Annotated in this window: 22 protein-coding genes; 14 read left to right on the forward strand and 8 right to left on the reverse strand. The window is 74.8% G+C overall.

The annotated features are described in order from the left end of the window. Nucleotides 1-34: 34 nt before the first annotated feature. Together BD833_RS14205 and rpsF are read right to left on the reverse strand one after the other, a co-directional pair. A complete protein-coding gene (locus BD833_RS14205; protein WP_166533805.1) occupies nucleotides 35-541 on the reverse strand; it encodes a single-stranded DNA-binding protein in 507 nt (168 codons plus the stop codon). Nucleotides 542-543: 2 nt separating this feature from the next. Further along, nucleotides 544-831 (reverse strand): 30S ribosomal protein S6, encoded by a 288-nt coding sequence (rpsF, locus tag BD833_RS14210; RefSeq protein WP_166533806.1) that lies wholly within the window; start codon nucleotides 829-831, stop codon nucleotides 544-546. 170 nt (nucleotides 832-1,001) lie between these two features. On the opposite strand from rpsF, the gene BD833_RS14215 reads away from it, so the two are divergent. Beyond that, complete coding sequence (locus BD833_RS14215; RefSeq protein WP_208092672.1) at nucleotides 1,002-1,817, forward strand: deoxyribonuclease IV; 816 nt, start codon at nucleotides 1,002-1,004, stop codon at nucleotides 1,815-1,817. A 398-nt stretch (nucleotides 1,818-2,215) separates the two neighbouring features. Here the strand turns inward: BD833_RS14215 and BD833_RS14220 are convergent, their stop codons facing one another. The 3 genes from BD833_RS14220 to BD833_RS14230 form a co-directional block, all read right to left on the reverse strand. Then, on the reverse strand, nucleotides 2,216-3,616 hold the full coding sequence (locus BD833_RS14220) for a glycosyltransferase family 87 protein (protein ID WP_243737665.1): 1,401 nt from the start codon (nucleotides 3,614-3,616) through the stop codon (nucleotides 2,216-2,218). A gap of 115 nt (nucleotides 3,617-3,731) precedes the next feature. Continuing rightward, the gene (locus tag BD833_RS14225) at nucleotides 3,732-6,347 is read right to left on the reverse strand and encodes a transglycosylase domain-containing protein (protein ID WP_243737666.1); all 2,616 of its coding nucleotides are present in this window, start codon (nucleotides 6,345-6,347) and stop codon (nucleotides 3,732-3,734) included. 138 nt (nucleotides 6,348-6,485) lie between these two features. Continuing rightward, the gene (locus BD833_RS14230) at nucleotides 6,486-6,899 is read right to left on the reverse strand and encodes a DUF5318 family protein (protein ID WP_208092673.1); all 414 of its coding nucleotides are present in this window, start codon (nucleotides 6,897-6,899) and stop codon (nucleotides 6,486-6,488) included. 167 nt (nucleotides 6,900-7,066) lie between these two features. On the opposite strand from BD833_RS14230, the gene BD833_RS14235 reads away from it, so the two are divergent. The 3 genes from BD833_RS14235 to BD833_RS14245 all read left to right on the forward strand — a co-directional run bounded on the left by BD833_RS14235 (nucleotide 7,067) and on the right by BD833_RS14245 (nucleotide 9,849). Further along, the gene (locus BD833_RS14235; protein WP_243737667.1) at nucleotides 7,067-7,792 is read left to right on the forward strand and encodes a PadR family transcriptional regulator; all 726 of its coding nucleotides are present in this window, start codon (nucleotides 7,067-7,069) and stop codon (nucleotides 7,790-7,792) included. A gap of 96 nt (nucleotides 7,793-7,888) precedes the next feature. After that, a complete protein-coding gene (locus BD833_RS14240) occupies nucleotides 7,889-8,968 on the forward strand; it encodes an inositol-3-phosphate synthase (protein ID WP_166533810.1) in 1,080 nt (359 codons plus the stop codon). Nucleotides 8,969-9,087: 119 nt separating this feature from the next. Next, nucleotides 9,088-9,849, forward strand: a complete 762-nt coding sequence (locus BD833_RS14245) for a hypothetical protein (RefSeq protein WP_166533811.1) — start codon at nucleotides 9,088-9,090, stop codon at nucleotides 9,847-9,849. A gap of 141 nt (nucleotides 9,850-9,990) precedes the next feature. On the opposite strand, the gene BD833_RS14250 is transcribed toward BD833_RS14245, so the two are convergent. Next, complete coding sequence (locus tag BD833_RS14250) at nucleotides 9,991-10,650, reverse strand: YqgE/AlgH family protein (protein WP_166533812.1); 660 nt, start codon at nucleotides 10,648-10,650, stop codon at nucleotides 9,991-9,993. A 111-nt stretch (nucleotides 10,651-10,761) separates the two neighbouring features. Between BD833_RS14250 and BD833_RS14255 the strand changes: the two genes are divergently transcribed. Then, on the forward strand, nucleotides 10,762-12,033 hold the full coding sequence (locus tag BD833_RS14255; RefSeq protein ID WP_166533813.1) for an MFS transporter: 1,272 nt from the start codon (nucleotides 10,762-10,764) through the stop codon (nucleotides 12,031-12,033). Between the two features lie 22 nt (nucleotides 12,034-12,055). Here BD833_RS14255 and BD833_RS14260 read toward each other — a convergent pair whose 3' ends face one another. Together BD833_RS14260 and BD833_RS14265 are read right to left on the reverse strand one after the other, a co-directional pair. Then, nucleotides 12,056-13,015, reverse strand: coding sequence for a matrixin family metalloprotease (locus BD833_RS14260; protein WP_166533814.1), 960 nt, complete (start codon nucleotides 13,013-13,015; stop codon nucleotides 12,056-12,058). A gap of 64 nt (nucleotides 13,016-13,079) precedes the next feature. After that, nucleotides 13,080-14,567 carry a CCA tRNA nucleotidyltransferase gene (locus BD833_RS14265; RefSeq protein ID WP_208092674.1) on the reverse strand — a complete coding sequence of 496 codons (1,488 nt, stop codon included), beginning with the start codon at nucleotides 14,565-14,567 and terminating at the stop codon, nucleotides 13,080-13,082. A gap of 156 nt (nucleotides 14,568-14,723) precedes the next feature. On the opposite strand from BD833_RS14265, the gene BD833_RS14270 reads away from it, so the two are divergent. The 9 genes from BD833_RS14270 (at nucleotide 14,724) to BD833_RS14310 (ending at nucleotide 26,833) form a co-directional block, all read left to right on the forward strand. Then, the gene (locus tag BD833_RS14270; RefSeq protein WP_166533815.1) at nucleotides 14,724-15,200 is read left to right on the forward strand and encodes an NUDIX hydrolase; all 477 of its coding nucleotides are present in this window, start codon (nucleotides 14,724-14,726) and stop codon (nucleotides 15,198-15,200) included. Then, entirely contained in the window at nucleotides 15,197-17,584 is a 2,388-nt protein-coding gene (locus tag BD833_RS14275; RefSeq protein ID WP_166533816.1) for a DUF6049 family protein, read from the forward strand. The genes BD833_RS14270 and BD833_RS14275 overlap by 4 nt, the downstream gene beginning before the upstream one ends. Next, nucleotides 17,581-19,683 (forward strand): murein biosynthesis integral membrane protein MurJ, encoded by a 2,103-nt coding sequence (murJ, locus tag BD833_RS14280; protein WP_243737668.1) that lies wholly within the window; start codon nucleotides 17,581-17,583, stop codon nucleotides 19,681-19,683. Before BD833_RS14275 ends, murJ begins: the two co-directional genes overlap by 4 nt. An 80-nt stretch (nucleotides 19,684-19,763) precedes the next feature. After that, the gene (locus BD833_RS14285) at nucleotides 19,764-21,482 is read left to right on the forward strand and encodes a hypothetical protein (RefSeq protein WP_243737689.1); all 1,719 of its coding nucleotides are present in this window, start codon (nucleotides 19,764-19,766) and stop codon (nucleotides 21,480-21,482) included. A gap of 78 nt (nucleotides 21,483-21,560) precedes the next feature. Next, nucleotides 21,561-22,586 (forward strand): thioredoxin-disulfide reductase, encoded by a 1,026-nt coding sequence (trxB, locus tag BD833_RS14290; protein WP_243737669.1) that lies wholly within the window; start codon nucleotides 21,561-21,563, stop codon nucleotides 22,584-22,586. A gap of 106 nt (nucleotides 22,587-22,692) precedes the next feature. After that, a complete protein-coding gene (gene trxA, locus BD833_RS14295; protein ID WP_166533818.1) occupies nucleotides 22,693-23,022 on the forward strand; it encodes a thioredoxin in 330 nt (109 codons plus the stop codon). Nucleotides 23,023-23,260: 238 nt separating this feature from the next. Then, the gene (locus BD833_RS14300) at nucleotides 23,261-24,361 is read left to right on the forward strand and encodes an N-acetylmuramoyl-L-alanine amidase (protein ID WP_243737670.1); all 1,101 of its coding nucleotides are present in this window, start codon (nucleotides 23,261-23,263) and stop codon (nucleotides 24,359-24,361) included. A 46-nt stretch (nucleotides 24,362-24,407) separates the two neighbouring features. Then, nucleotides 24,408-25,844: an aminotransferase-like domain-containing protein gene (locus BD833_RS14305; protein WP_243737671.1), complete on the forward strand. Its 1,437-nt coding sequence runs from the start codon at nucleotides 24,408-24,410 to the stop codon at nucleotides 25,842-25,844. After that, nucleotides 25,844-26,833, forward strand: coding sequence for a D-alanine--D-alanine ligase family protein (locus tag BD833_RS14310; protein WP_166533819.1), 990 nt, complete (start codon nucleotides 25,844-25,846; stop codon nucleotides 26,831-26,833). The genes BD833_RS14305 and BD833_RS14310 overlap by 1 nt, the downstream gene beginning before the upstream one ends. The last annotated feature ends 20 nt before the right edge of the window (nucleotides 26,834-26,853 follow it).

Here is a 26,853-nt window from a genome sequence, read left to right on the forward strand (position 1 = left end):
AGCGTGCGGGGGGCGAGTGGGACGGGGTCCTTGCTCAGAAGGGAGGCTCGTCGGACGGGCCGGCGGGCGTCGACCAGGGGTCGCTCGCCCCGCCGCCGCCGCCGCCACCGCCGAAGCCGCCGCCGCTGTTGCCGCCGCCGCCGAAGCCGCCGCCACCACCGCCGCCGCCCTCACCGCGCGAGGCGCGGGTGACCTTGGCCGTGGCGTAGCGGAGCGAGGGGCCGATCTCGTCGACCTCCAGCTCGATGACGGTGCGCTTCTCGCCCTCCTTCGTGTCGAAGGAGCGCTGCTTGAGGCGGCCGCTGACGATGACCCGGGAGCCGCGGGTGAGCGACTCGGCCACGTTCTCCGCGGCCTGGCGCCACACGTTGCAGCGGAGGAAGAGCGCCTCGCCGTCCTTCCACTCCTGCGACTGGCGGTCGAAGGTCCGCGGCGTGGAGGCCACGGTGAAGTTGGCGACGGCAGCCCCGGACGGCGTGAAGCGCAGCTCCGGATCGGCGGTGAGGTTGCCGATGACGGTGATGACGGTTTCGCCGGCCATGGTCAGTGGACCTCGGGTCGCATCAGCTTCGTGCGCAGCACCGACTCGTTCAGGTTCAGCTGGCGGTCCAGCTCCTGGACGGCGGCCGGCTCGGCCTGGATATCGATGATCGCGTAGATCCCCTCGACCTGCTTCTTGATCTCGTAGGCCATCCGGCGACGGCCCCAGATCTCGGTCTTCACCGTTCCACCGGAGTTGGTGACGACGGTCAGGAACCGGTCCAGGCTGGGAGCGATGGTGCGCTCCTCGAGCTCAGGGTCGAGGATGATCATCAATTCGTAGTGACGCACGGAGAACCCCACCTCCTCTGGTCTCAGCGGCTGCAGGGCATCTGCAGCAGGAGGGTCGTACACGCGTCGCGCGCCCGGACCCGCAGGGAGCAGGAGAGGACGCGCACCGGCCAGGCTACCAGCGCCATGGACACGGTGTCCCCGTCGGACCGGCGCTCTACGCTCCCCGGGTGGCTGAGCAGCTGATCGGCGTGCACGTCGGACCGGGTCTGACCGAGGAGAACGAACTGCTGGACGGCGGGCCGCTGGCCCGCGCGGCGGAGGTGGACGCCGACGCGGTGCAGGTGTTCCTGGCCGACCCGCAGGGGTGGAAGGCACCGAAGCCGCGCCCGGACGCCGAGGCGCTGCTCGGCTCCGACGTCGCCGTGTTCGTCCACGCGCCGTACGTGCTCAACGTCGCGACCACGAACAACCGGATCCGCATCCCCAGCCGCAAGCTGCTCGGAGCGCACGCCGCGGCCGCCGCGGCGGTCGGCGCCCGCGGTCTGGTCGTGCACGGCGGCCACGTGCTGGCGAAGGACGACCCGGCGGCCGGGGTGGACAACTGGCGCAAGACCTTCGCCCGCCAGGCCGAGGACGGCGGGTTCCCGGTGCCGGTGCTGATCGAGAACACCGCCGGCGGCGGCAACGCCATGGCCCGGGAGCTGGACGCGCTCGCCCGGCTCTGGGAGGCGGTGGGGGAGTTCGGCGCGGGGCTGGTGCTGGACACCTGCCACGCGTGGGCCGCGGGGTGGGACCTGACCACCGTGGTCGACGACGTCCGGGGGATCACCGGGCGGATCGACCTGGTGCACCTGAACAACAGCCGGGACGCCGCCGGCTCCGGCCGCGACCGGCACGCCCCGCTGGCCGACGGGGAGATCCCGACGGAGCTGCTGGTCGAGGTGGCGCGGCGGGCCGACTGCCCGGTGCTCCTGGAGACCCCCGGCGACGAGGCGGGTCACGCCGCGGAGATCGCGCTGCTCCGGGCGGCCCTGGGGACGTGAACCCTGGCCCTGTCGTGAGGGTTCAGCGCCCGCGGGGGACGGCACGTGGCCGCGGTGGACTGTCCTGTCGTGAGGAGTGGGGCCCGGAGGGTCCCGCGAGCGAGCGACGGAAGGGTTCAGCGCCCGCGGGGGACGGCACGTGGCCGCGGTGGACTGTCCTGTCGTGAGGAGTGGGGCCCGGAGGGTCCCGCGAGCGAGCGACGGAAGGGTTCAGCGCCCGCGGGGGACGGCACGTGGCCGCGGTGGACTGTCCTGTCGTGAGGAGTGGGGCCCGGAGGGTCCCGCGAGCGAGCGACGGAAGGGTTCAGCGCCCGCGGGGGACGGCACGTGGCCGCGGTGGACTGTCCTGTCGTGAGGAGTGGGGCCCGGAGGGTCCCGCGAGCGAGCGACGGAAGGGCTCAGCGCCCGCGGGGGACGGCACGTGGCGGCGGTGATGCCCGGAGGGCATCCATGTGATGGTCCAGGACCCCGCCGGCCGGGTCGTCCACGCCGGGCCAGCTGGTGCGCACGACGTCGCGGTCCGGATCCAGCACGTCCCGCACCACGAGGGCCATCAGCACGAGCACGGCGACGTCCCGCAGCCCGACGGCCAGGAAGAACCACTCGACGTCGACGCCCATGTCGTCGGCGCCGAGGTACCAGAGCAGCCGCGGCACCCACAGCACCGCCTCGGTCGCCTGCCAGGCGAGCAGCGACCGCCACCTGGGGCGGGCGAGGGCCGCGAGCGGCAGCAGCCACAGCGACTCCTGCGGGCTCCACGTCGTGCCGGTGAGCAGGACGACCGCCACCAGGAGGAAGGCCACCTGGGGCACCCGGGGGCGCACCGGTGCCACCCGGGTCAGCCAGGCCACGGCGGCGAGCCCGGCCAGCCCCACCAGGACGGCGACCGCGTCCAGCAGGGCGGGCACCGGGTCGGCGCCCGGGCCCCCGGTCAGGTGCACGGCGATGTTCCACAGGCTGTCCGGTTCGGCCGCCGCGACGCCGGGCAGCGCCGGGAGGACCGCCCAGCCGGCCGGCCCCGCGAGCGCGACCGGGAGGACGACCGCGAGCCAGGTGCCGGCCGCGGCCAGCGCCGTGCGCGACCAGGCCCGGAGCCGGCCGGCCCGCAGGCACAGCAGGAGCAGCGCGAGCAGCAGGAGGACGGCGTGCAGCGCGGCCGCGGCGGCGAGCCCGGTGAGGGCACCGGCGAGCAGCAGCCGGCGCCGCGCCCAGGCCCACAGCGCCAGGCCGGCGAGGGCGACGGCGAACAGGTCCCAGCCGGTGAAGGCGTGCACGAGCAGCAGCGGGGAGAGCCCGATGATGGCGGCGTCCCACGGCCGCCGCCCGGCCAGCGCGAGGGTGCTCCGCACGAGGAGGAACGCGCAGGCGGTCAGCAGCAGGCAGGTGAGCACGTAGTAGCTCTGCACGGGCGGGATCTCGGGGAGCACGCCGGAGCCGGCGGCCGCGCGGTCGTAGACCCCGGCGAGCGCCGCGGCCACCGCCGTGAAGCCACCGGTGAGCACCGGCTGGTCGACCACCACGTCGAGGTGCGGCAGCGCGCCGTCACCCAGACCGTGCGTGCCGAACAGCGGCACCGCGTCGGAGTAGCAGAGGTGCGTGTACTGGACGCCGGCCGTCCAGTTCCCGTCGGAGCACGGCGCCTGCTTGATCCAGGCGACCGCCAGGACCAGCGTGGTGAACAGCAGGCACACCCGCAGCGGCGTCCAGAACAGCGCCCGCCCGGTGACGGCGAACCGGCCCCACGGCCCGCCCACCGCCTCGCTCGCCTGGCGCACGACCGGATCGACCCAGGAGGGCACCACCCGATCCGGCTCGCCCGGCGGGTGCGTTCCACGTGGAACGACGACGGGCCCGTCCGCGGTGGCGGACGGGCCCGTGGCCGGGGTGCTCATGCGAGCGATTGTGCGGGACGGATCAGCGCGGAGCCGGAGGCGTCGTCGGACCGGGTGTCCCGCCGCTGCGCCCGCCCGTGCCCGGGACGGTGGGGTCGTTGTCGTTCGGGTCCGCGTTGGCCGGGACGCCGTCGCCGTCGGCGTCGATGGTCGAGGGGTCCGGCCGCTTCGTCACCGTGGGGTCGTTCGGCGCGAAGTCCTTGTTGTCCGGCACCCCGTCCCCGTCGCTGTCCACCGTCGACGGGTCCGGCTTCTTGGTCACCGTCGCGTCGTTGGGGGCGAAGTCCTTGTCGTCCGGGACGCCGTCCCCGTCGGTGTCGACGACGGCCGGCTGGGCCGGCCGGCTCGGCTCCGGCGTGGGGGTCGGCGTCGGCTCCGGCTCGGGCAGCTGCACGCCCTTGCCGGTGTCGCCCTTGATCAGCGCCTTGTCCGGCAGGTCCTCCTCCGGCGTGCCGGCGAGGACGGTGTCCATGAACCGCTGCCAGATCGCGCCGGGCAGGCCCGAGCCGTAGATGATCCGCTGCCGGGAGTCGACGATCGGGTTGGTGGGGGAGTCGTTGCCCATCCACACCGCCGTCGAGAGGGACGGGGTGTAGCCGACCATCCAGGCATCGGAGTTGTTCTCCCCCTGGCCCTGGGTGCCGGTCTTCGCGGCCACCTCGCGGCCGCCCTCCAGCGACCGGCGCGAGTACCCGGCGACCTCCTTCATGGCCACGGTGACGTCGTTGGCGACGTTCGCCGGGATGACCTGCTCGCCGGAGTCCGGCGGGGTGCCGACCAGGACGGCGCCCTGGCTGTCGGTCACCTGCGCGACGAAGTGGTGGTCCCGCTCGATGCCGCCCGCGGCCAGCGTGGCGAAGCCGTGCGCCTGGTCGATCGGCCGCATCTCGTACTCGCCGATGCCGATCGCGGAGCCGGTGCCGCCGTCGGCGTTGGCGAGCGTCGTCGACTCTGCGAGGCCGCCCACCTCCCAGACCTCGGGGAGGCCGGTGGCCTCGAGGATGGTCTCGCGCACCTTCTCCGCACCGACCTCGAGCGCCAGCCCGTAGTAGGTGGTGTTCAGCGACTTGGTCATCGCCTCGGTCAGCGTGCAGGCGGGGCAGGAGGTGCCGCCGGAGTTGACCACCGGCTTCTCCCGGTCGTCGAACTTCATCGGCGAGCTGCCGTCGCGGCGGGAGTCGATGCCGATGCCCTGCTCCAGCGCGGTGGCGAGCACGTAGGGCTTCACCGACGAGCCGGGCTGCCGCTGGGCCTGGGCGTAGTCGATGACCCCGTCGCCGGCGCCCTTCGGGCCGCCGTAGTACGCGACGACGCCGCCGGTGCGCGGGTCGATGGCGACCAGTGCCTCGCGCAGGCCGTCCGGCTCCCCGGTCATGACCTCCTCGACGCTGGCCTTGGCGGCGTCCTGCGCCTGCTTGCTGACCGTGGTGGTGACCCGCAGGCCGCCGGCGCGGATCTGCTGCTCGTCGTAGCCGTAGGTGCCCTCGAGCTCCTGGAGGACCTGGTTGACGATCAGCCCCTCGGAGGTCTCGGGGATGCCGAGCGTGCTGCCGGTCTTCGGCAGCACCGGCGGGTACACCGACGCGGCCCGCTCCTCGGCGGTCAGCCAGCCCTCCTCGGCCATCGCGTCGAGGACGAGGGCCCAGCGGTCCTGCGCGCCCTCGGGGTTGGTCTCCGGGTCGTACCCCGAGGGGCTCCGGACGAGGACGGCGAGGACGGCGCCCTGCTGCGCGGTGAGCTGCGCGGCCGGGACGCCGAAGTAGGTGTTCGCGGCGGCCTCGATGCCGTAGGCGCCGCGGCCGTAGTAGATCGTGTTCAGGTAGTTCTCGAGGATCTGCTCCTTCGAGAAGTTGTTGTCCAGCTTGATCGCCAGGAACAGCTCCTGGAACTTGCGGCTGAACGTCTGGTCGTGCGTCAGGAAGGCGTTCTTCACGTACTGCTGGGTGATCGTCGAGCCACCCTGGGTGGAGCCGCCGGTCACGTTGTTCCAGGCCGCCCGGACGATGCCGGTGAAGGAGATGCCGGGGTCGGTGTAGAAGCTGCGGTTCTCCGCGGCCAGGATCGCCTGCTGCGCGGGCTCGCTGATCTGGTCCAGCGTGACGTTCGTCCGGTTCTCGTCACCCAGCCGGGCCATCTCCGTGGTGCCGTCGGAGTAGTAGAGGACGGTCGTCTGCTTGGTGGAGACCGAGTCGGGGCTGGGCACCTCGGTGGTGGCGTAGACGACGCCGATGAAGACGCACAGGAGCGCGAACAGGCCGCCGAGGATGCCGGCGCCGATCTTCAGCCGGCGCCGGCGGCGCTGCTTCGGGGTGCGCCCCGCCTTGCCCTTGCCCTTGGCGGCCGGCTTCCCGGCCGGTCGCGCTCCACGGCCGGCCGGAGCACCGCCGCGGGAGGCCGTCGTGCCACCGCGCGAGGCGCTCGTGCCACCGCGGGACGCGCTGGTGCCGCCGCGCGAGGCGCTCGTGCCACCGCGCGAGGCGCTGGTGCGTCCGCGCCCGGGGACCGGCGGGCGACCCGAGCCCCCGGCCGGGGGACGGCCGGAGCCACCGCCGCCGGAGCCGGGAGCGCGGACGGCCGCGGGACGGCGGACCGAGCCGGCCCGTGGTGCGACGGGCGAGGTCTCGTCGTGGCTGGGCACGAACACACCCCTTCCTGAACTGTCTGGGTCGACGCCCGGGCACGTGCCCGGGCGTACTTCGTCTTGAGCTGTGGGAGCAGGTGGTCCGCCTCGTCGCGGACCTCCCCCGCTCGGGGGTGCGGGCCGGTGGCCCCCGGGCTACTCGGTGACCGCGCGGCGGCGGCCGCGGCGCGGTTGCCGGCCCGGTTCGGGCTCGGCTCCGAGGACGTACGAGCAGTCCAGGTGGTTCCAGCCGCAGCCGCGGCACACCTCGACCCGGTACACGGAGAACTCGTCCTGCGCCGCGTCCATGCGGGCGAGCTCAGCCTCGGTCTTGGCCTGGCCGGCCACCGGTCCGAGGTGCTCGCCGTACACGTAGTTGACCAGGGTCAGGCGTTCCCGGCGGCACACCGGGCAGGCGACGTCGGTGGGCTGCCCGTGGTACTTCGCCGCCCGGGAGAGGTAGGGGCTGGCGTCGCACACCTCGAACAACCCGGTACGCCCGGCATGTACTCCCGCGAGGACGGCTCGCCGCTGCAGCGAGTAGTCCACGACGGATCGACGTCCGGGCACGGCGGCCAATGTACGCACCGGGTCCGCCTCCGTGGGGCTCCCGGAAGGCCCCCCAGCTCGGTGTTCGTCCCGCAGGAACCACCCGCCCCAGGCCTTCGGGGTGGAGATCGCGAGGAGCGCCGATGTATCGTCCCGATACATCGATTCGCAGAGACCGGGAGGGCGACGTGCTCGAGTTCGCCATCCTGGGCCTGCTGCACCAGACACCGATGCACGGGTACGAGCTGCGCAAGCAGCTGGCGCAGGTGCTCGGCGGGCTGCGCAGCATCTCCTACGGCTCGCTGTATCCGGCGCTGCGGCGGATGCACGCGGCCGGGCTGATCAGCACCGATGAGCCCGAGCGGCATGCCCTGCTCCCCGCCGACGCGCCGCCGCTGACCGGGCGGCGCGGGAAGGTGGTCTACACGATCACCGCGGAAGGCAAGGAGCGCTTCCACGAGCTCGTCACCCAGACGGGCCCGGAGGCCTACGACGACGGCGGTCTCTTCGGCGTCCGCCTGGCGTTCTTCCGGCACACGGCCCGCGACGTCCGGCTGCGCATCCTCGAGGGCCGTCGCCGCACCGTGGAGCAGCAGCGGGAGGGGCTGCGCTCCTCGCTGGCGCGGACCCGCGAGCGCCTCGACCGCTACACCCTCGAGCTGCAGCGCCACGGGCTGGAGTCGGTGGACCGGGAGGTGCGGTGGCTGTCGGAGCTGATCGACAGCGAGCGCCGGGAGGCGACGGAGCCCGGGGGAGAGCGCCGGGAGGCGACGGAGCCCGGGGGAGAGCGCCGGGAGGCGACGGAGCCCGGGGGAGAGCGCCGGGAGGCGACGGAGCCCGGGGCAGAACGAGACGGAGCGGGCGGAGCAGCGCAGCCCGGCCAGTTCGGCGAGGAACCGCCGGGCACCACGTGAAACCAGCCGGTGGGGCGTCCGTCCCCGCCGGCAGACAGCACCGGACCGCACGCGGTCCAGGAACACAGGACCAACGGTCCAGGGAGAAGGAGAGTCATGGGGTCAGTCAAGGTCGCCATCGTCGGCGTCGGGAACTGCGCGGCCTCGCTCGTTCAGGGCGTGGAGTACTACCGGGACGCCGACGCGAGTGCGTCGGTCCCGGGGCTGATGCACGTCCGCTTCGGCGAGTACCACGTCTCCGACATCGAGTTCGTCGCCGCGTTCGACGTCGACGCCAAGAAGGTCGGGCGTGACCTCTCCGAGGCGATCGTCGCCAGCGAGAACAACACGATCAAGATCTGCGACGTCCCGCCGCTCGGCGTGACCGTGCAGCGCGGCACCACCCTGGACGGCCTCGGCAAGTACTACCGCGAGACCATCGAAGAGTCCGACGACCAGCCGGTCGACATGGTCGCGGCGTTGCGCGAGTCGGGTGCCGACGTCCTCGTCTGCTATTTGCCCGTGGGCTCGCAGCACGCCGCGGAGTTCTACGCCCAGGCGGCGCTGGACGCCGGCGTCGCGTTCGTCAACGCGCTCCCGGTCTTCATCGCCGGGACCAAGGAGTGGGCGGACAAGTTCACCGCCGCGGGCGTCCCGATCGTGGGCGACGACATCAAGAGCCAGGTCGGCGCCACCATCACCCACCGGGTGCTCGCCAAGCTGTTCGAGGACCGCGGCGTGCAGCTGGATCGCACGATGCAGCTCAACGTCGGCGGGAACATGGACTTCAAGAACATGCTCGAGCGGGAGCGCCTGGAGTCCAAGAAGATCTCCAAGACCCAGTCGGTGACCTCCCAGGTCGACCGCGACATGGGCCAGGGCAACGTGCACATCGGCCCGTCGGACCACGTGCCGTGGCTGAGCGACCGCAAGTGGGCCTACGTCCGGCTCGAGGGCCGTGCGTTCGGCGACGTCCCGCTGAACCTGGAGTACAAGCTCGAGGTCTGGGACTCCCCCAACTCGGCCGGCATCATCATCGACGCCGTCCGCGCCGCCAAGATCGCCAAGGACCGCGGCATCGGCGGCCCGATCCTGTCGGCGTCGTCGTACTTCATGAAGAGCCCGCCGGTGCAGTACAGCGACAGCGAGGCCCGCGACGCCGTCGAGGCGTTCATCCGGGGCGACATCGAGCGCTGAGCCCCACCGGGCACAGGAGGCTTTCCCTACGTCTCCGGGGGTCAGGACGTAGGGAAAGCCTCCTGTGCCGCGCCGCGTCGCCGCCGGTCCGGGGCGACCGGCTTCACTACGCTGCCGCCATGCCCGACCGCCGCCCGCTCGTCCCCCGGGCGGCCGCGGCCGGGCTGGCCCTCGCCCTCCTCACCGGGTGCACCGAGGAGAGCCGGCAGGCCGGTGACCCGGTCACCGAGGAGGACGCCGCGGTGCTGGCGAAGCTGCTCCACCGCAACCACGAGCAGGGCGGTGCCGACTTCGTCGTCACCGTGCCCTTCGCCGACGACGCGGTGCTCACCCTCACCGGCGAGATCGACTTCCGGCGGGCCGTCGGGCAGGCGCAGGCGGTCACGACCGTCGGCGACGAGGAACTCGACACCCGGACGCTCTTCTTCGACGCCGACGAGCTGTGGTCCGGTGACCTGCCGGGGCTGCCCGAGGCGCTGGAGGCCGCCGGCGCCCCGTCGGCCACCTACCTGCGCCGCGCCCTCCCCGCGGCGGGCGAGGAGCCGGAGCTGATCGACGTCGTCGTGCAGGTGCTGCAGAACCTCAGCGCCCGCACCGCCGACGACCCCGCCGCGTTCCTGGGCGACCCGTACGCGTTCGAGGCCGAGCAGCCGGTCGACGGCCGGCCGACCACCGTCTACCGGCTGCGCGAGGGGCGCACCGTCGCGGTGGCCGACGGCGACGCGACGCTGGTCCGGTACCGGACGCCGCTGCCGGGTGGGGGCTCGGAGGTCACGGTCACGCTGGCCGACCACGGCACCCGCAGGCTCGCCCTGCCCGGCGAGGAGGAGACGGCAGCCGCCGCGGAGCACCCGGAGATCGCCGAGGCGTTCGGCATCTAGGGGGGCGTCGGGCACCCGGGGGCGGCTCCGGCGACCGGGCCCGGACATGCGGGAAGGGGCGGCCTCTTCCCCAGACCGCCCCTTCCCGTGCACTTTCCTACCAGACCGGAGGCGTTCGCGCCTCCCGACACGGCGGACGGCTCAGTTCTGGGTGGGGTCCGGCGTCGCCGAGGAGAGCACCGCGAGCCGGCCGGCCTGACGGCCCATCACCGACCGCCACAGCTGGGGGCCGGAGAGCCCGCTGAGCACGTCGCCCGGGCGGCTGGGCACGACCGCCCAGGCCCCCTCGGCGATCTCGCCGCCCAGCTGACCGGTGGACCACCCCGCGTAGCCGGCGAAGACGCGGAGCCCGTCCAGCCGCCCCACCAGCGCGTCCGGGTCGCCGTCGAGGTCCACGAGGTGCACGTTCCCGGCGACCGGTCGCAGCCCGTCGGCCGGGCTGCCGCCCGCCGCGGTCGCGAGGCACAGCGCGGTGTCGGTCTCGCACGGACCGCCGACGTGGAAGACCCCGGGGGAGACGGCGAGGTCGCACCAGCCGGGGAGGACGTCGCGGATCTCGACCTGGCTCGGGCGCCCGAGCACGACGCCGAGGGTGCCGTTCTCCGAGTGGTCGAGGACGTACACGACCGCCCCGGCGAAGGTGGGGTCGGTGAGCACCGGCATGGCCACCAGGAGGGCGCCGGCGCGCACGTCGTCGAGGGCTCCGACCGACAGCGGCGGAACCGCTCCGGCACGTCGGCGACCGGTCGCGGGCCGCGTGGGCGGGCCGGACTCGGGTTCGGGCGCAGGCACCGGGGACATCTTCCCCAGTGTGCCCCAGATGAACCCGCCAGGGCGGGGCACGGCCCGCCGTCCCGGCCGACGGGGCGGCGGTGACCCTGCGGTCGGCGGCGGTCGCCCTAGGGTGACCGCGTGGCGGTGGCGGGGACGACGGTGCGCGGGCTGCTGACCCGCGGCGACTTCCGGCGGCTGCTGGGCACCCGGCTCCTGTCGCAGTTCGGGGACGGCGTCTTCCAGGCGGCGCTGGCCGGCACGGTGCTGTTCAACCCGCAGCGCGCGGCCGACCCGGTGGACGTCGCCGCCGGCTTCGCCATCCTGCTGCTGCCCTACTCCCTGGTCGGCCCCTTCGCCGGGGTCTGGCTGGACCGCTGGAGCCGCCGGCAGGTGCTCCTGCGCGCGAACGTGCTGCGGGCCGGCCTGGTGGCGGTGGTGGCGGCGCTCGTCCTCGGCGGCGTGCAGGGGCCTGCGTTCTACGCCGCCGGGCTGCTGGTCTTCTCGGTCAACCGGTTCGTCCTGGCCGCGCTGTCCGCGGGGTTGCCGCACACCACCGACGAGGCGTCGCTGGTCTCGGCCAACGCGCTCTCGACGACGTCCGGTGCCGTGGCGACGGTCGCCGGCGGCGGCGCCGCCCTCGCGCTCCTGCAGGTGACCGGTTCGGACGACGCGGGCTACGCCTCGCTGGCGCTGGCAGCCGCGCTGCCCTACCTCGCGGCCGCCGGCGTGGTGGCCGGCTTCACCCGCGCCCACCTCGGCCCCGACCACATGGCCCGCTCGGCGCGGCTCTCGCCTAGCCAGGTGGTCGGGGGCATGGCCGCGGGCGCCCGCCACGCATGGCAGCACCGGCCCGCGGCCGCCGCGCTGACCGCGATCAGCCTGCACCGGGTCTGGTTCGGGCTGCTGACGCTCATGGCGTTGCTCCTCTACCGGAACACCTTCGACGGCGCGGCCGGCCCGTTCCCCGGGGGCCTCGTCGGGCTCGGTGAGGTGGTCGCCGCCGGCGCGGTCGGCACGCTCACCGCCGCGGCCGTGACCCCGGCCGCGGTGCGCCGGCTGGGCAAGGAGCGCTGGATCTTCCTGCTCCTGGCGGCCGGCGGCCCCGCTCAGCTGGGCCTGGGGCTGCTGCTGGAGCCGGCGGCGGCCGTGGCGGCCGGCTTCCTGCTGGGCCTGCTCGGCCAGGGCGTGAAGATCTGCGTCGACACCACGCTGCAGGAGAGCATCGACGACGACCACCGCGGCCGGGTCTTCTCCGTCTACGACACCCTGTTCAACGTCGGGTACGTCGCCGCTCTGGTCGCCGGGGCGTTCGTCCTGCCCGCGTCGGGCGTCTCCCGGCCGCTGCTGGTCCTCGTGGGCGTCGGCTACGTGGCCACGGCCGTGCTGCACGCGCGCATGGTCCGCCGCTGAGGTCTCCCGCCCACCCCCGGCCTCAGAGCTCCGGGACGCACGGCCCGTCGCCGAGCACCGCGAGGCCGGCCAGGTCGCCGGCCGCGAACGCGGTGAACGACCGCCGCGCCTCCGGGTACATCAGCTCCCGGTCGTCGTCCACGTGCGAGAGGCCGACCAGGTGGCCGAGCTCGTGGAGCACCACCGCCCGGACGCTGGCGGCGCCGTCCGGCTCGGCCAGGATCGCCGGCAGCTGCCCGGCGTCCAGGCTGACCGTGCCGGTCACGTACACGCGCGGGCCGTCGTCGAGGAAGACGGCGGTGCTGCCCGCCTCGCCGACGACGTCCCCCGCGAGCGCCGGGTTCTCCGCCTCGACCTGCCAGCCGATGAGCACCGGCGCCCACCGGTCGCCGTAGCGCTCCGGCTGGAAGGGCGCGTGCTCGCCGGTCAGCGGCTCGTCGCTGTAGCCGTCGAAGACGAAGGTCAGGCCGGTGGCCTCGGCGACCCGGGCGACCGCGTCGTGCACCAGCGCCTCGCCGCCCGGCGGCGCCGCATCCGGGCGGAACACGTAGCGGATCTCCCGGCAGGGGTCGTAGGCGACCGGGGTGACGCCGTCGGCCTGGGTCGCGGTGAAGGCGTGCACGCCGCCGCCCGGGATGCCGGCCGGGGGCCGGCCCAGCGGCGTGGTCGCGCCGGCCGGGGTGGGCCGGTCGGTCGGCGGGGCCGGGGCCGCGACGACGGGCAGGTCCGGCGCCGCGGTGGTGGTCCCGGTCGACCACGGCCACGCCGGGGGATCGGTGAAGGCCAGCCCGGCCGCCACGGCCGCGACGACGAGGGCGGCGCTCCAGCGGCCGGCCCGGGACCCGCGCCGGCGTGGCAGGGGCGGCGGGAGGGGCGGCCCGCCGGCGGCCTCGTCGAGGACCCACTGCGGCGTCCGGCCGCTGGGCGACGACGGCAGCCCGAGCACGTCGTCCCCGGGTCGCTGGGGTTCCACACCCGTCATGTCGGCAGCGTCGCCCCTTTCCTGGAGGGGGCAACGTGCGCGCCGGGTCCGGCGTTCCGCGCGCCTAGCCCTGGCGCTCGGCCCACCACCGGCGGAGCGCGGCCTCGGCCTCGTCCCGGTCCAGCGGCCCGCGCTCGAGCCGCAGGTCCTTGAGGAACCGCCACGCCACGCCCACCTCCGGGCCGGGGGGCAGGCCGAGGAGCTCCATGATCGCGTTGCCGTCGAGGTCGGGCCGGACGCGGGCGAGGTCCTCCTGCTCGGCGATCTCGGCGATCCGCTGCTCGAGGGAGTCGTAGGTCGCCGACAGCGCCGCCGCCCGCCGCTTGTTGCGGGTGGTGGAGTCCGACCGGACCAGCTTGTGCAGGCGGGGGAGCAGGTCGCCGGCGTCGGTGACGTACCGGCGGACCGCGGAGTCGGTCCAGTGGCCGTCGCCGTAGCCGTGGAAGCGCAGGTGCAGGAAGGTCAGCCGGGAGACGGCCTCGATCACGTCCTTGGGGTAGCGCAGGGCGGTGAGCCGCTTGCGCACGAGCTTGGCCCCGACCACCTCGTGGTGGTGGAAGGAGACCCGCCCGCCGGGTTCGTGCCGCCGCGTCGCGGGCTTGCCGATGTCGTGCAGCAGCGCGGCCAGGCGCAGCACCAGGTCGGGGGAGTCGTGGTCGTCGTCGGCCAGCTCCAGGGCGATGGCCTGGTCCAGCACGGTCAGCGAGTGGCTGTAGACGTCCTTGTGCTGGTGGTGCTCGTCGATCTCCATGCGCAGCGCCGACAGCTCCGGCAGGACGACGTCGGCCAGCCCGGTGGCGACGAACAGCTCCAGCGCGGCGCGGGGGGAGTCCTGGAGCAGGGTCTTGGACAGCTCGGCGTTGACGCGCTCCGGCGTGATGCGGGCCAGGTCGCCGGCGAGCGCGGTCATCGCGGCGACGACGTCCTCGGTGGGGGCGAGGCCCAGCTGGGCGACGAAGCGCACCGCCCGCAGCATCCGCAGCGGGTCGTCGGCGAAGGACTCGACGGCCGCCCCCGGCGTGCGCAGCCGCCGGGCGAGCAGGTCGCCGAGGCCGCCGAAGGGATCGGTGACCGTGCGATCGGGACCGAGGGAGACCGCCATCGCGTTGACGGTGAAGTCGCGCCGGGCGAGGTCGTCGACCAGGGAGTCGCCCCACGCCACCTCGGGGTTGCGCGACTCGCGGTCGTACCGGTCGGCCCGGAACGTGGTGATCTCCACCCGGAGGCCACGGATCTCCGCGCCGACGGTGCCGAACGCGATCCCCGTGTTCCACGTGGAACGCGCCCAGCCCTGGAGCAGCTCGAGCACCTGCTCGGGCCGGGCGTCGGTGGTGACGTCGATGTCGCCCGGGGTCCCGGACCCGCCGGCAGCGGCAGCCAGCAGCGCGTCGCGCACCGAGCCGCCGACCAGGTGGACCTGGAATCCCGCGGCGGCGGACCGCTGCCCCAGCTCGGTGAGCACCGGGGAGAGGTCGACCAGCTTCCGGACGGTCTCCTGGACCGCCGGCGGGACCGGCTCGGGCTCAGGGGGACTCGGCGGGGTGGCGGACACGACGAGCCAGCCTAGTGCCGCGGCGGCGCCGGCCGGACCGGGCCGGCGGACGCCCCGCCCCGCGGGCGCCCTCCACCGGCGTCCCGCGGCGGTGCCGCCGGGCTCCCCGCTGCGCTGCTCCCGGAGCCGCGGCCGGTGGCGCGCTACCCTCCTGGCATGGCTGGGACGGGCGGGCGAGGGCGCCCGGGCCGCCGGCTGCGCCGGGTCGACGAGACCTCCGCCGGGGGCCTGGTGGTGGCCGACGACGGCGTGACGGGGCCCCGTGCCGCCCTGATCGGCCGCACCGACCGCCGCGGCCGACTGCTCTGGTCGCTGCCGAAGGGCCACATCGAGGCGGGGGAGACCCCCGAGGACACCGCCGTCCGCGAGGTGGCCGAGGAGACCGGGATCATCGGCGAGGTCGTCGCCCCGCTGGGGATCATCGACTTCTGGTTCGTCGCCGAGGGCCGCCGGGTGCACAAGACGGTGCACCACTTCCTGCTGCGGGCGGTCGGCGGCGCCCTCTCCGATGCCGACGTCGAGGTCACCGAGGTGGCCTGGGTCCCCCTGGACGAGCTGAGCACCCGGCTGGCCTACGCGGACGAGCGGGCGCTGGTCGAGCGGGCGCCCGGGCTCCTGGCCGACAGCGCGTGACCCGGCCGGCTGCCGCCCGCGCCGGTGGCCGCCCCGCCGCCGACGCCCCTGCCCGGCCGGGCGCCGCCCGGCGCGTGGCCGCGCTCGCCCCGCTGGTGGCCGGCGCGCTCGCGCTGACCGGGCCCGCCCTGGCACCTGGCGTGGCCGCGGCCCCGGCCGCTCCCCCGGGGACGACCGCACCGGTCACGGCACCCGCGGCGGCACCGGACGAGGCGGCCACCACCGTCGGGCCGGTCCGCATCGACGTCGCCCGCTTCGAACCGCGCACGGTGACGCCCGGCTCGCTCATCACCCTGACCGGCACGCTGACCAACACCGGCAGCGAGCCGATCACCGATCTCGCGGTGCGGCTGCAGCGCGGCGACGTCCGCACCGACCGTCCCGCGCTGGCCGAGGCCGTGCGGGATCCCGATCCGGCGACCACGGTGCAGCCCGCGTTCGCCCCTCTTGACTTCGAGCTCGCACCCGGGGAGAGCGAGGAGTTCAGCTACACGCTGGACTCCGCCGAGCTGCGGCTCGACGCCGACGGGGTCTACCCGGTGCTGTTCAACGTCAACGGCACCGTCGGCGGGGACGACGAGCGGGTGGGGGAGCTGGCGACCTTCCTCGCCCAGCAGCCGGTCGAGCCGACGGCGCGGACGACCGTGGCCTGGCTGTGGCCGCTGTCCGAGCGCACCCACCGCACCGCGGCCGGGGCGTTCGCCGACGACGAGCTCACCGAGAGCGTCAGCGCCGGTGGCCGGCTCGACCGCGCGCTCGCCGTCGTCGAGCGGCTGCCCGGGAGCGGCAACGGCGCGCCCCCGCTGCCGGTGACCCTGGCCATCGATCCGGCCCTGGTGGAAGCGCTGGCCCTCATGGCCGGCGGGCCCTACGCCGTCGGAGGGGTCGAGGACGCCGGTACCGGCACCGAGGAGGCACAGGCCTTCCTGGAGCGGCTCCGGGCGGTCGCCGCCGTCCACCCGGTGGTCGCCCTGCCCTACGGCGATGTCGACGCCGACAGCCTGACATCGGCCGGTCTCGGCGACGTGGTGACCCGCAGCCTCCCCGGGACGCCGGAGGGCACCGCCCAGGCCCGCCCGGCGCCCGTGCCGGACCCGGCCACGGACGGCGGCACGGCGGCTCCGACCGGGCCGGCGCAGACCCCGGCGGCGGAGACCGGTGCCGGGGCGGCGATCCTCGCCGAGGTGCTGGACGTCACCCCGGTCACCGACCTGGCGTGGGCCGCCGACGGCTCCTTCGACCCGGCGACGCTGGACACCCTGCGCGCCGGCGGGGTGGAGCGGGTGGTGCTGGACAGCGAGGCGCTCACCGACGGCGACTCCGCCGTCGGCATGGACGGCTCCGACGCCGTTGCCCGCAGCACGCTGGTCACCGGCGAGGAGCAACTGGACGTGCTGGTCGCCGACCAGACCCTGGGCGCCGTCGTGGGGTCGGCCGCGGTGACCGCCGGCGGGCCGCGCATCGCCGAGCAGCGCTACCTGGCCGAGCTGGCCGCCCTGACGATGCAGGCGCCCCCCGGCACCGAGCAGACGGTGCTGGTGGCCCCGCCCCGCGCCCTCGAGGCCGGTCTCGAGGGCGCCGGGGCGATGATCTCCGACGCCACCGGCCTGCCCTGGCTCCGGCCGGGGACGGTGGCCGGGCTCGCCGCGCTGCCGGCCGCGGACGCCGGTGGCCTGGCCCCGGCGGACGGCGACGGCGGGCTCGACGCCGCCGGGCTGGCCACCCTGGGGGAGGCGGTCGCGGCGCGCGAGGACCTCGCCGCGGCGGTCGTGGGCGACCCGGCGACGGCGCTGCGGGCCTACGACGCCGGTCTCGCCCGGACGGCCTCGGTCCTGTGGCGGACCGCCCCGGAGGAGTTCGCCGCGGCCGCGGCCGACGCCCGGGCCACGGTGTCCCGCCTCCGCGAGCGGGTGACCGTGGTGGCGCCGGCGGACGGCACCTACAGCCTGGCCTCCAGCGACGCGCCCCTGGTGCTGACCGTCGACAACCCGCTCCCCTTCCCGGTGCAGGTGCGCCTACAGGTCCAGACCCCCGCCAACCGCGGCATCGTGGTCGGGGACATCGGCGTGCAGACCCTCGCGCCCGAGCAGCGCACCCTCCTGCAGATCCCGGCCGAGCTGCACCGCTCCGGCGGCTTCCCGGTCACCGCGCAGGTCACCACCCCCTCGGGCCTGCCGCTCGGCGACCCCGTCGAGATCCAGCTCAAGAGCACCGCCTACGGCTCCATCTCGCTGTTCATCACCGTCGGGGCGGCCTCGCTGCTCGGGCTGCTGTTCCTCCGCCGGCTGGTGCACTTCGTGCTCCGCCGGCGCCGTGGGACCGCCGCGGCGGACGTGGCGGCGGCGCCGGACCTGCCGGCGCCCCCCGTGCGGAGCCCCGTGTGAGCGACCAGTCCCGGTCCTCCTCGGAGGACCCGGTGCGCGATCACGCGCCCGACGACCGCGCGCCGGACGACCACCCGCAGCGGCCGGTCCGCCTGCCTCCGCCGCCGGCGCCGACGCGCACCGGGCAGCGGCGCGCGTGGGGTTCCCCGTCGCCGCTGCCGCCCGCCCCCTACCTGGCGACCCCGCCCAGCGACGCGGTCTTCGCCGCCCCTCCCGTCGGTGACGGCGGCCCGGCCGAGGCCGCCGCCGACAGCGCCGTCCCGCCGCCGGTGCGGCCTCTGCCCGGACGCCCGCCGGTCCCCCCGCCGCCGCCCGGGCGCCCCGACCGCCCCCGGGCGGCCACCCCGGTGCCGCCGCTGCCGCCGCTGCGGCACCGCTGGGTACCGGCCGCGGACGAGACCCAGGTCTTCGCGATGCCGGTGCTCCCGCCGGTCCCCCGGGCGGCGCAGGAGACCGACGAGGACGTCGAGCGCCGCGAGGGCGCCCCCGGCGCCAGCGGTGGCATCCTCCGCGCCGCCGGGACCATGGCGGTCGCCACGCTGGTCTCCCGGATCACCGGGCTGCTCCGCACGACGGTGCTGGCCGCGGCCCTCGGCGTCGGGCTGGTGGCCAACGCCTACGTCGTCGTCAACACGCTGCCCAACATCATCTACGAGCTGCTGCTCGGGGGCGTCCTGACCTCGGTGATCGTGCCGCTGCTCGTGCACGCCCAGGAGCGGGACCGGGACGACGGCGTGGGCTACGCCCAGCGGCTGGCCACCGTCGCCCTGGCCGGCCTGGCGGTGATGACCGCCGCCGCCGTGCTCGCCGCACCCCTGCTGACCGCGCTCTACGGGCTCGACGAGGACCCCGAGCAGTACCGGCTGGCCACCTGGCTGGCCCGCATCCTGCTGGTGGAGATCGTCTTCTACGGGTTCGGCGCCTTCGCCCAGGCGGTGCTCAACTCCCGTGGCGTGTTCGGGCCGCCCGCGTGGGCGCCGGTGCTCAACAACGTCGTCGTGATCGCGACCGGCCTGGTCTTCCTCGCCGCGGCCGGCCCCGGCTCGCTGGAGCCGGCCACCATCGCACCCGGCCTGGTGTGGCTCCTCGGCATCGGCACGCTGCTGGGCATCGCCGTGCAGGCGCTGGTGCTGGTGCCCTCGCTGCGCAAGGTCGGGGTGCCGCTCCGGCCCCGCTGGGGTCTCCGGGACACCGGCCTGCGCGAGGCCGGGACCCTGGGGCTGTGGGTGGTCGGTTACGTGGCAGTGAGCCAGGTCGGCGTGCTGGTCGCCACCCGGATCGCCAACGACGCCGCGCTCGAGGGCGGCCTCGGGCCGGCGGCGTTCTCCTACGCCAGCCTGCTGTTCCAGATGCCGTACGGGATCATCGGCGTCGCGCTGCTGACCGCGCTGGTGCCCCGCATGAGCCGGGCGGCCTCCCGGTCCGACGTCCCCGGGGTCGTGCAGGACCTCTCGCTCGGCACCCGTCTCTCGTCCCTCGGGCTGCTGCCGGTCACCGCCGTGCTCACGGTCCTGGGCCCGGCGATCGGCGTCCTGGTCTTCGCCTGGGGCAACACGTCGGTGGACGAGGCCCGCGCCATCGGCACGGCGCTGGCCGTGGGCGCCTTCGGGCTCCTCCCGATGGCGGTGACCCTGCTGCAGCTGCGCGTCTTCTACGCGATGAAGGACGCGCGCACGCCCACCCTCATCCAGGTGGGCATGGTCGCCGTCCGGGTCCCGCTGCTCCTGCTGGTGCCCGCCGTCGTCGAGCCCGAGCACGTCGTGGCCGGGCTGATGCTGGTCACCAGCCTCACCTACGTCGCAGGGTGGGTCATCGGCGACCTCGCGCTGCGCCGCGAGCTCGGCGGCCTGCGCACCAGCGAGACCTTCCTCCCGGTCGCCCGCATCGCCGCGGTGGCCCTCGTCGCGGGTCTCGCCGGCGGTCTTGTCCAGATCGTGACCGGCGACCTGCACGGACGGTCGACCGCAGGGTCGCTCCTGCAGGTGCTCATCGGTACCGTGGTCATCGGCGGTGTCGCACTGGTCGGCCTGGTGATGGCCCGTGTTCCGGAGGTCCGGGAGCCCCTGGCTTCGGTCAGGGCCCGGCTGGGGCGCGGGTGAACCCGGACGACCGGCCGGCGCCGTCCGTGCCGGAGCGTCCGCCTCGGCGGCTCGAGAAGCACAGGGAGTCGACAGTGTCGATGGCGTCAACGACCACCGGCCTGCCCGACCGCTACCGGCCACTGGACCAGCTCGGCCCGGACGAGACCACGCCGACGGGCGTCATCCAGAGCTGGCGGGCCAAGGACCGGGTGCTCAACCGTGACGTCGCCATCCGGGTGCACGTCCCGGCCGGGCCGGCCGCGCACGCCTGGATCACCCGCGCGCTGACCGCCGGCGGTCTCGCCACCCCGGCGCTGGCCATGGTCTACGACGCCTCCGAGGGCAGCGTGGACGGCGGCGCGGCCGGGGCGGCGTACGTCGTCAACGAGTGGATCGACGGCGAGACGCTGGCGCACCGGCTGAGCTCCGGGCCCATGCCCGAGCGCGAGCTGCGGTTGGTCCTGCGCCGGCTGGCCGAGGGCGTCGCCGAGGCGCACCGCGTCGGCCTCGCCGTGGGCGGCCTCACCCTGGAGAACGTGGTGCTGCGGCCCAACGGGCTGGTCGGCCTGCGGGCCGTCCCCGCCGCGGTGGGCACCGTGGACGGCGACATCAAGGCGCTCGGCGCCCTCCTGGAGGCCTGTCTCACCGGCGTCGGCCCGGGCGCGCGCCCCGCCACCGGCCCCTCCGACCTCGTCGCCCTGGCCCGCCGGGCCCGCTCCACCGAGCCCGGCCAAGGGATGTCGAGCGTCGCCGCCATGGCCGCGCTGCTCACCGAACGCCCGCGCACCGGCCCGACGCAGTCGATCACCGCGCCCCGCGGGGAGGACGGCGAGCGCGGCCGGCGCCGTCGGTCCTGGGGAGGCCGGGCCGAGGCGCCCGTCCGGCTCGAGCCCGGCGCACTGCCCCCCGTGCCTCCTGTGCGACCGGTCCCGGACGGGCCCACCCTCGCCGCGACCCCGCCGCCGCCGGTTCCCGCCGGCACGCAGCCGGCCGCCGTCCCGGGGCCCGACCGCGACGACGAGGAGCCGTTCGGCGTGCTCGGCGCAGGCGACGCCGGCACGTACCCGGCCGGCGCGCACGGGTCGCACGCCTACGGGGCCGAGGCCTACGAGGCCGACGGGTACGAGGCCGACGGGTACGAGGCGGACGCCGTCGACCCGGCCGACGAGGAGGACGGCGCCCGCCGGCACCGCGCCGTCGTCGTCGGCCTCCCGCTGCTCGCCCTCGCCGTGGTCATCGCGCTGGCCTGGTGGTTCGGATCCAGCATCCTGTCGGTGGCCGACTCGGTGGACGAGGACGGCACCGGATCCACCCCGCCCTCGAGCAGCGCCCCGGCCGAAGGATCCGACCAGGGCGGCGCGCCGGCCGGCGCCCCCGTGCCGATCACCGCCGCGGAGGTCTTCGACCCCTTCGGCGACGGTGAGCCGGAGAACGACGGCGACGTCCCGCTCACCTACGACGGCGACCCGGCCACCGGCTGGTCCACGCTCACGTACCGCGGCTCGCCGGCCTTCGGCAACCTCAAGCCGGGCGTGGGCGTCGTCTACGACCTGGGCAGCGCCCAGCAGCTGTCCGGCGTCACCCTGCAGAGCGCGACGCCCGGCGCGACCGTCGAGGTGCGCACCAGCGAGTCGGCCACCGCCACGCTGGAGGACTTCGCCGTCGCCGCCGACGGGACGCTCGCCGACTCCACCGACCTCGCCTTCGACGAGCCGGTGACCGCCCGGTACGTGCTGGTGTGGCTCACCGGCCTGGTGGAGGGTCCCGACGGCTTCGCCGCCTCGGTGAACGAGGTCGAGACCCGCGCCGCGGGCTGACCGGGCACCCCGCGGAGGACCACCCGGCCCACCCCCGGGAGGGGGTCGCCGGGGAATGGGCCCCCTACCATCCTGGTTGTGCCGCCCGTGACGAGTGACCAGCAGCCCACCCCCGGCCCCGCGGTGACCACCGAGGAGATCGTCGATCCGGTGATCCCGCCGGCCGAGCACGACGGCGTCCGGGACCTGATCATCATCGGCTCCGGTCCGGCCGGCTACACCGCTGCCACCTACGCCGCGCGGGCCAACCTGCACCCCCTGGTCCTCGAGGGCTCGCAGTTCGGCGGCGCGCTGATGACGACCACCGAGGTGGAGAACTTCCCCGGCTTCCCCGAGGGGATCCAGGGCCCGCAGCTCATGGACGACATGCGCACACAGGCCGAGAAGTTCGGCGCCGAGCTCGTGCCGTCGGACGTCACCGAGGTCGACCTCACCGCCGACCCGAAGATCGTCAAGGTCGGCGACACGGTGCACCTGGCGCACGCGGTCATCGTCGCGACCGGGTCCAAGTACCGGTACCTGGGCCTGGACAACGAGCAGCGGCTGCTCGGCCGCGGCGTCTCCGCGTGTGCGACCTGCGACGGCTTCTTCTTCCGCGACCAGGACATCGTGGTGGTCGGCGGTGGCGACTCCGCGATGGAGGAGGCCACCTTCCTCACCCGCTTCGCCAAGAGCGTGACCGTGGTGCATCGGCGCCAGGAGCTCCGGGCGTCGAAGATCATGGTCAAGCGCGCGCAGGACAACGAGAAGATCCGCTGGGCGCTGGGCAAGCAGGTCACCAACGTGCTGGGCGAGAACACCCTCTCCGCGGTCGAGCTGACCGACACCACGACCGGCGCCACCGAGACGGTGCCGGTGAGCGGGCTGTTCGTCGCCATCGGGCACGACCCGCGCAGCGAGCTCTTCGCCGGGCAGCTCAAGCTCGACGACGGGGGCTACATCCAGGTGGACCACCCGAGCACCCGCACGAACATCGACGGGGTCTTCGCCTGCGGCGACGTCGTCGACCACATCTACCGGCAGGCGATCACCTCCGCCGGCACCGGTGCCGCCGCCGCGATCGATGCCGAGCGGTGGCTCGCCGACACCTTCGACGAGCGCTGACGCGGGCATAACCGACGCCGCTCGCCGGTTGCACCCGGCGAGCGTTTCTCGTCAGCGCCACCAGCCAGTGCAGCAACGAGCCAGTCGACCGAGAGGGAGAACGACCATGGCAGGCAACACCGTGACCGTCACCGACGCCAGCTTCGCGAACGACGTGCTGGGCAGCGACAAGCCCGTGCTCGTCGACTTCTGGGCGGAGTGGTGCGGCCCGTGCAAGATGGTCGCCCCCGTCCTGGAGGAGATCGCCTCCGAGCACGGTGACAAGCTCACCATCGCCAAGCTGAACATCGACGAGAACCCACAGATCGCTCGCGACTACCAGGTCATGTCGATCCCGACGATGACCGTCTTCCAGGGCGGCAAGCCGGTCAAGAGCATCATCGGCGCGAAGCCGAAGGGCGCCATCCTCAGCGACCTGGCCGACTACATCGCCTGACGCGCCGGACGGGCCCGGCCTGCGGGCTCCCGCCGCGAGCGGGACGAGCGGGCAGGTTCTCGATCACGCTCCGCATGCCGAAGGCCCACCGCGTCCGCCGGACGGGTGGGCCTTCGGCGTGTCCGGGGGACGACGCCGCCCCCGGTAGGCCATCCGGGCGGAGAGAGACGACAATCTCATGACGATGGGAACCGACAGCCGCATGCAACCCCTGAGGCATGGGGACCGCGGACCGGCCGTGGCAGACGTGCACGCCGCGCTGCGCAGCCTGGGCCTCCTCCTGGCCACCGCACCCGACGGGGAGGCACCGGCCCTCGAGTCCGCCGAGTACGACGAGGCCACCGAGCTCGCCGTCCGCCACTTCCAGCAGGTGCGCGGCCTGTCCGTGGACGGACGGGTCGGCGAGGAGACCTACCGGGCGCTGAGCGAGGCCCGCTGGTCGCTGGGGGACCGGCTGCTCCGCTACGACCCCGAGCGCCCCATGCGCGGCGACGACGTCACCAACCTCCAGGAGCGGCTGCTGGAGCTGGGCTACGACGCCGGCCGGGCCGACGGCATGCTGGGGGCGGAGACCGAGGCGGGGCTGCGCGCGTTCCAGCGCGACTACGGCCTCACCTCCGACGGCACCTGCGGCCCGGCCACCCTGCGGGCGCTGCGCCAGCTCGGTCGCAAGGTCACCGGCGGGCGGCCGCAGCTGCTGCGGCAGAGCGCCTCGTTCGTGGAGAGCGGCCCGCACCTGATCGGCCGGCGGATCGTCGTCGACGCCGGGCACGGTGGCGCCGACACCGGGTTCGCGGCGGGCGAGACCACCGAGGCCGACCTGGTGTTCGACCTCGCCTCGCGCGTCGAGGGCCGGCTCGCGGCGGCGGGCGCCACCGTGTACCTCACCCGTGGCCGGTCGCAGGGCCCCGAGCTCGCCCAGCGCACCGCCTTCGCCAACGACGCCCGCGCCGACCTCTTCATCTCCCTGCACATGGACGCGCACAGCTCCGAGCACGCCCGCGGGGTGGCCAGCTACTACTACGGCACCGGTTCGGGTGCGTCGTCCACCGTGGGGGAGCAGTTCGCCAACCTGGTCCGGCGCGAGGTCGTGGCCCGCACCGGCCTGCTCGACCTGGGCTCGCACCCGAAGACCTGGGACCTGCTGCGCATGACCCGGATGCCGTCGGTCCGGCTGGACAGCGGCTACCTCTCGCACCCGGTGGACCGGCTGCTGCTCCTGGACGCCCGGGTCCGCAGCGCGATCGCGCACGGCGTCCTCGCCGCCGTCCAGCGGCTCTACCTGCCCGCCGAGGCGGACCCGGCGACCGGCACCTTCGTCCTGCCCGACAAGAGGTAGAGCGGCCCGCATCGGGGCGGGAATCGTCGGGCCTACACTGCTGAAGGTGGTCACTCCCCCGCCCGGCACGCCTGCCGGTCCCGGTCAGCCGGGGACGCACCTGACCCACGGTGCGCATCCCCACGTCGTTCCGCGGCACCCGCGGCTGGACCCGCTGGCCGACCGCTACGCAGCCCGCACCCACGGGATGAAGTCCTCGGAGATCCGGGCGCTGTTCTCCGTGGTCAGCCGGCCGGAGGTCGTCTCCCTGGCCGGTGGCATGCCGGCCGTCACCGCGCTGCCCCTGGACGCCGTCGGCTCCATGATCGGTGAGCTGGTGTCGGGCATGGGCGCCCAGACGCTGCAGTACGGCTCCGGGCAGGGTGACCCGCGGCTGCGCGAGCGGATCTGCGACGTCATGGCCCTGGAGGGGATCACCGACGCCTCTCCGAGCGAGGTCGTCGTCACCGTCGGGTCCCAGCAGGCCCTGGACCTGGTCACCCGGGTCTTCATCGACCCCGGCGACGTCATCCTGGCCGAGGGACCCTCCTACGTCGGTGCCCTGGGCGTCTTCCAGGCCGCCCAGGCGCGCGTCCGGCACGTGGCCATGGACGAGCACGGGCTGATCCCGGAGGCGCTGGAGGAGGCGCTGGCCGACTGCCGGGCCAACGGTGACCGGGTGAAGTTCCTCTACACCGTGCCGAACTTCCACAACCCGGCCGGCGTCACGCTCTCCGAGCCGCGCCGCGAGGCCGTCATGGCCCTCGCCGAGCAGCACGACCTGCTCGTCATCGAGGACAACCCCTACGGCCTGCTCGGCTTCGAGGGGGAGCCGCTGCGGGCGCTGCGGGCCCGCAACAACCAGCGGGTCATCTACCTCGGGTCGTTCTCCAAGACCTTCTCCCCGGGCCTGCGGGTCGGCTGGGTGCTCGCCCCGCTCGCCGTCCGCGAGAAGCTGGTGCTCGCGACCGAGGCGCAGGTGCTCTGCCCGCCGTCGCTGACCCAGTACGCGGTGGCCCGCTACCTGGACACCCAGCCCTGGCGCGAGCAGATCAAGACGTTCACCGAGCTGTACCGGGAGCGGCGCGACGCGACGCTGGAGTCCCTGGCCGCCCTGATGCCCGCCGGCACCGCGTGGACCCGGCCGGAGGGCGGCTTCTACGTGTGGCTCAAGCTGCCGGCCGGGCTGGACGCCAAGCAGATGCAGCCCCGGGCCGTGAACGCCCACGTCGCCTACGTGCCGGGCATCGGTTTCTTCGCCGACGGGAACGGCCAGGAGTACATGCGGCTGTCCTACTGCTACCCGGAGCCCGACCAGATCCGGGAGGGCGTGCGCCGGCTGGCCCGCGTCGTGGAGGCCGAGCTGGACCTGCACTCCACCTTCGACCGCGTCGACACCGGCAGCTTCCGGGCCGTGCGCGGCATCCCTGGCCACGAGGCCCCGTCCACCGACTCCGGCACCATCGTCGGCCCCGCCAACAGCGACACCTACGAGGACCGGTGATGAGCGAGACGGCCCCCGCAACCGACCCCGCCGACGCAGCCGAGCGGCACCCGCTACGCGCCGTCATCCTCGCCGGCGGGCTGACGTTCGAGCGGGAGGTCAGCCTCGTCTCGGGCACCCAGGTGGTCGAGGAGCTCACCCGCGCCGGGCTGGACGCCGAGCTGCGCGACGCCGACGCCGAGCTGCTGCCCGGGCTCGCCGCCGCCCCCGCCGACGCCGTCTTCATCGCGCTGCACGGCTCGACGGGGGAGGACGGCGCCCTGCGCGCCGTCCTCGACCTGGCCGGTGTGCCCTACGTCGGTTCCCCGGCCGCCGCCTGCCGGCTGGCCTGGGACAAGCCGGCGGCCAAGTCGGTGGTGCGCGCCGCCGGCCTCACCACGCCGGACTGGGTGGCGCTGCCGCACAGCACGTTCCGCGAGCTGGGCGCCGGGGCGGTGCTCGACCTGATGGTGGCCCGGCTCGGTCTGCCACTGGTCGTGAAGCCCGCCTCGGGCGGTTCGGCCCTGGGCGTGCAGAAGGTGAGCCGCGTGGAGGACCTGCCCGCGGCGATGGTGAGCTGCTTCGCCTACGGCGACACCGTGCTCGTCGAGCGGTTCGTCGAGGGCGTCGAGCTGGCGCTCGCCGTCATCGACCTGGGCGACGGCCCCGAGGCGCTGCCGGCGGTGGAGATCGAGCCGGAGTCCGGCGTCTTCGACTACACCTCGCGCTACACCCCGGGCCTCACCGAGTACCACGCCCCCGCACGCCTCCCCGACGACGTCGCCGCCCGGGCGGCCGAGCTGGCGGTGCGGGTGCACGAGGCACTCGGCCTGGCCGACCTCTCCCGCACCGACGCCATCGTCACCCCCGACGGCGAGGTCCACTTCCTCGAGGTGAACGTCTCTCCCGGGCTGACCGAGACCTCCATGTTCCCCATGGCGGTGGAGGCGGCCGGGCACGAGCTGGGCGAGGTCCTCACCCAGTTGCTCACCAACACGGCTGCCCGGTGAGGTCGTGCTCGACCCGGACA

This window comes from Blastococcus xanthinilyticus, assembly GCF_008124835.1.
Taxonomy (GTDB): Bacteria; Actinomycetota; Actinomycetes; order Mycobacteriales; family Geodermatophilaceae; genus Blastococcus; species Blastococcus xanthinilyticus.

Excerpts from the sequence above, each read along its gene's own strand:
- BD833_RS14205 (WP_166533805.1), bottom strand. The coding sequence starts at position 541 with ATGGCCGGCGAAACCGTCATCACCGTCATCGGCAACCTCACCGCCGAT.
- BD833_RS14240 (WP_166533810.1), top strand. The coding sequence starts at position 7,889 with ATGGGGTCAGTCAAGGTCGCCATCGTCGGCGTCGGGAACTGCGCGGCC.
- BD833_RS14245 (WP_166533811.1), top strand. The coding sequence starts at position 9,088 with ATGCCCGACCGCCGCCCGCTCGTCCCCCGGGCGGCCGCGGCCGGGCTG.
- BD833_RS14250 (WP_166533812.1), bottom strand. The coding sequence starts at position 10,650 with ATGTCCCCGGTGCCTGCGCCCGAACCCGAGTCCGGCCCGCCCACGCGG.
- BD833_RS14260 (WP_166533814.1), bottom strand. The coding sequence starts at position 13,015 with ATGACGGGTGTGGAACCCCAGCGACCCGGGGACGACGTGCTCGGGCTG.
- BD833_RS14270 (WP_166533815.1), top strand. The coding sequence starts at position 14,724 with ATGGCTGGGACGGGCGGGCGAGGGCGCCCGGGCCGCCGGCTGCGCCGG.
- BD833_RS14285 (WP_243737689.1), top strand. The coding sequence starts at position 19,764 with ATGGCGTCAACGACCACCGGCCTGCCCGACCGCTACCGGCCACTGGAC.
- trxA (WP_166533818.1), top strand. The coding sequence starts at position 22,693 with ATGGCAGGCAACACCGTGACCGTCACCGACGCCAGCTTCGCGAACGAC.
- BD833_RS14310 (WP_166533819.1), top strand. The coding sequence starts at position 25,844 with ATGAGCGAGACGGCCCCCGCAACCGACCCCGCCGACGCAGCCGAGCGG.